1 pseudogene is annotated in these 521 nt (G+C 69.1%); it reads right to left on the bottom strand.

Annotated elements, in window-relative coordinates:
• A pseudogene (locus EEJ42_RS30910) lies at nucleotides 1-521 on the bottom strand (polyketide synthase); the annotation flags it as partial.

Raw genomic sequence — 521 nt, forward strand, 5'->3', positions numbered from 1 at the left:
GAGGACACTCCGGCCCGGCGGGGACGTTCGCTGTGCGGCCACTCCACCGGCTCGGTCAGCAGCCGTACCGCACCGCTGGCCCAGTCCACGTGCGGTGTGGGCTCATCGACGTGCAGCGAGGCGGGCAGTACGCCATGCCGCATCGCCTGCACCATCTTGATCACACCCGCCACACCGGCGGCCGCCTGCGTATGCCCGATATTGGATTTAATGGAGCCCAGCCACAGCGGCTGGTCCTCCGGACGCTCCTGGCCGTATGTCGCCAGCAGCGCCTGCGCCTCGATCGGGTCACCCAAGGTCGTCCCCGTACCGTGCGCCTCCACCGCGTCCACCCCGGCAGCCGACAGCCCCGCACCGGCCAACGCCTGACGGATCACCCGCTGCTGCGACGGACCATTCGGCGCCGTCAAACCATTCGACGCACCATCCTGATTCACCGCCGAACCCCGAATCACCGCCAACACCCGATGGCCGTTGCGTCGCGCATCCGACAACCGCTCCAGGAGCAACAGGCCGACGCC

This window comes from Streptomyces botrytidirepellens (genome assembly GCF_003721215.1).
GTDB classification, from domain to species: Bacteria; Actinomycetota; Actinomycetes; order Streptomycetales; family Streptomycetaceae; genus Streptomyces; species Streptomyces himastatinicus.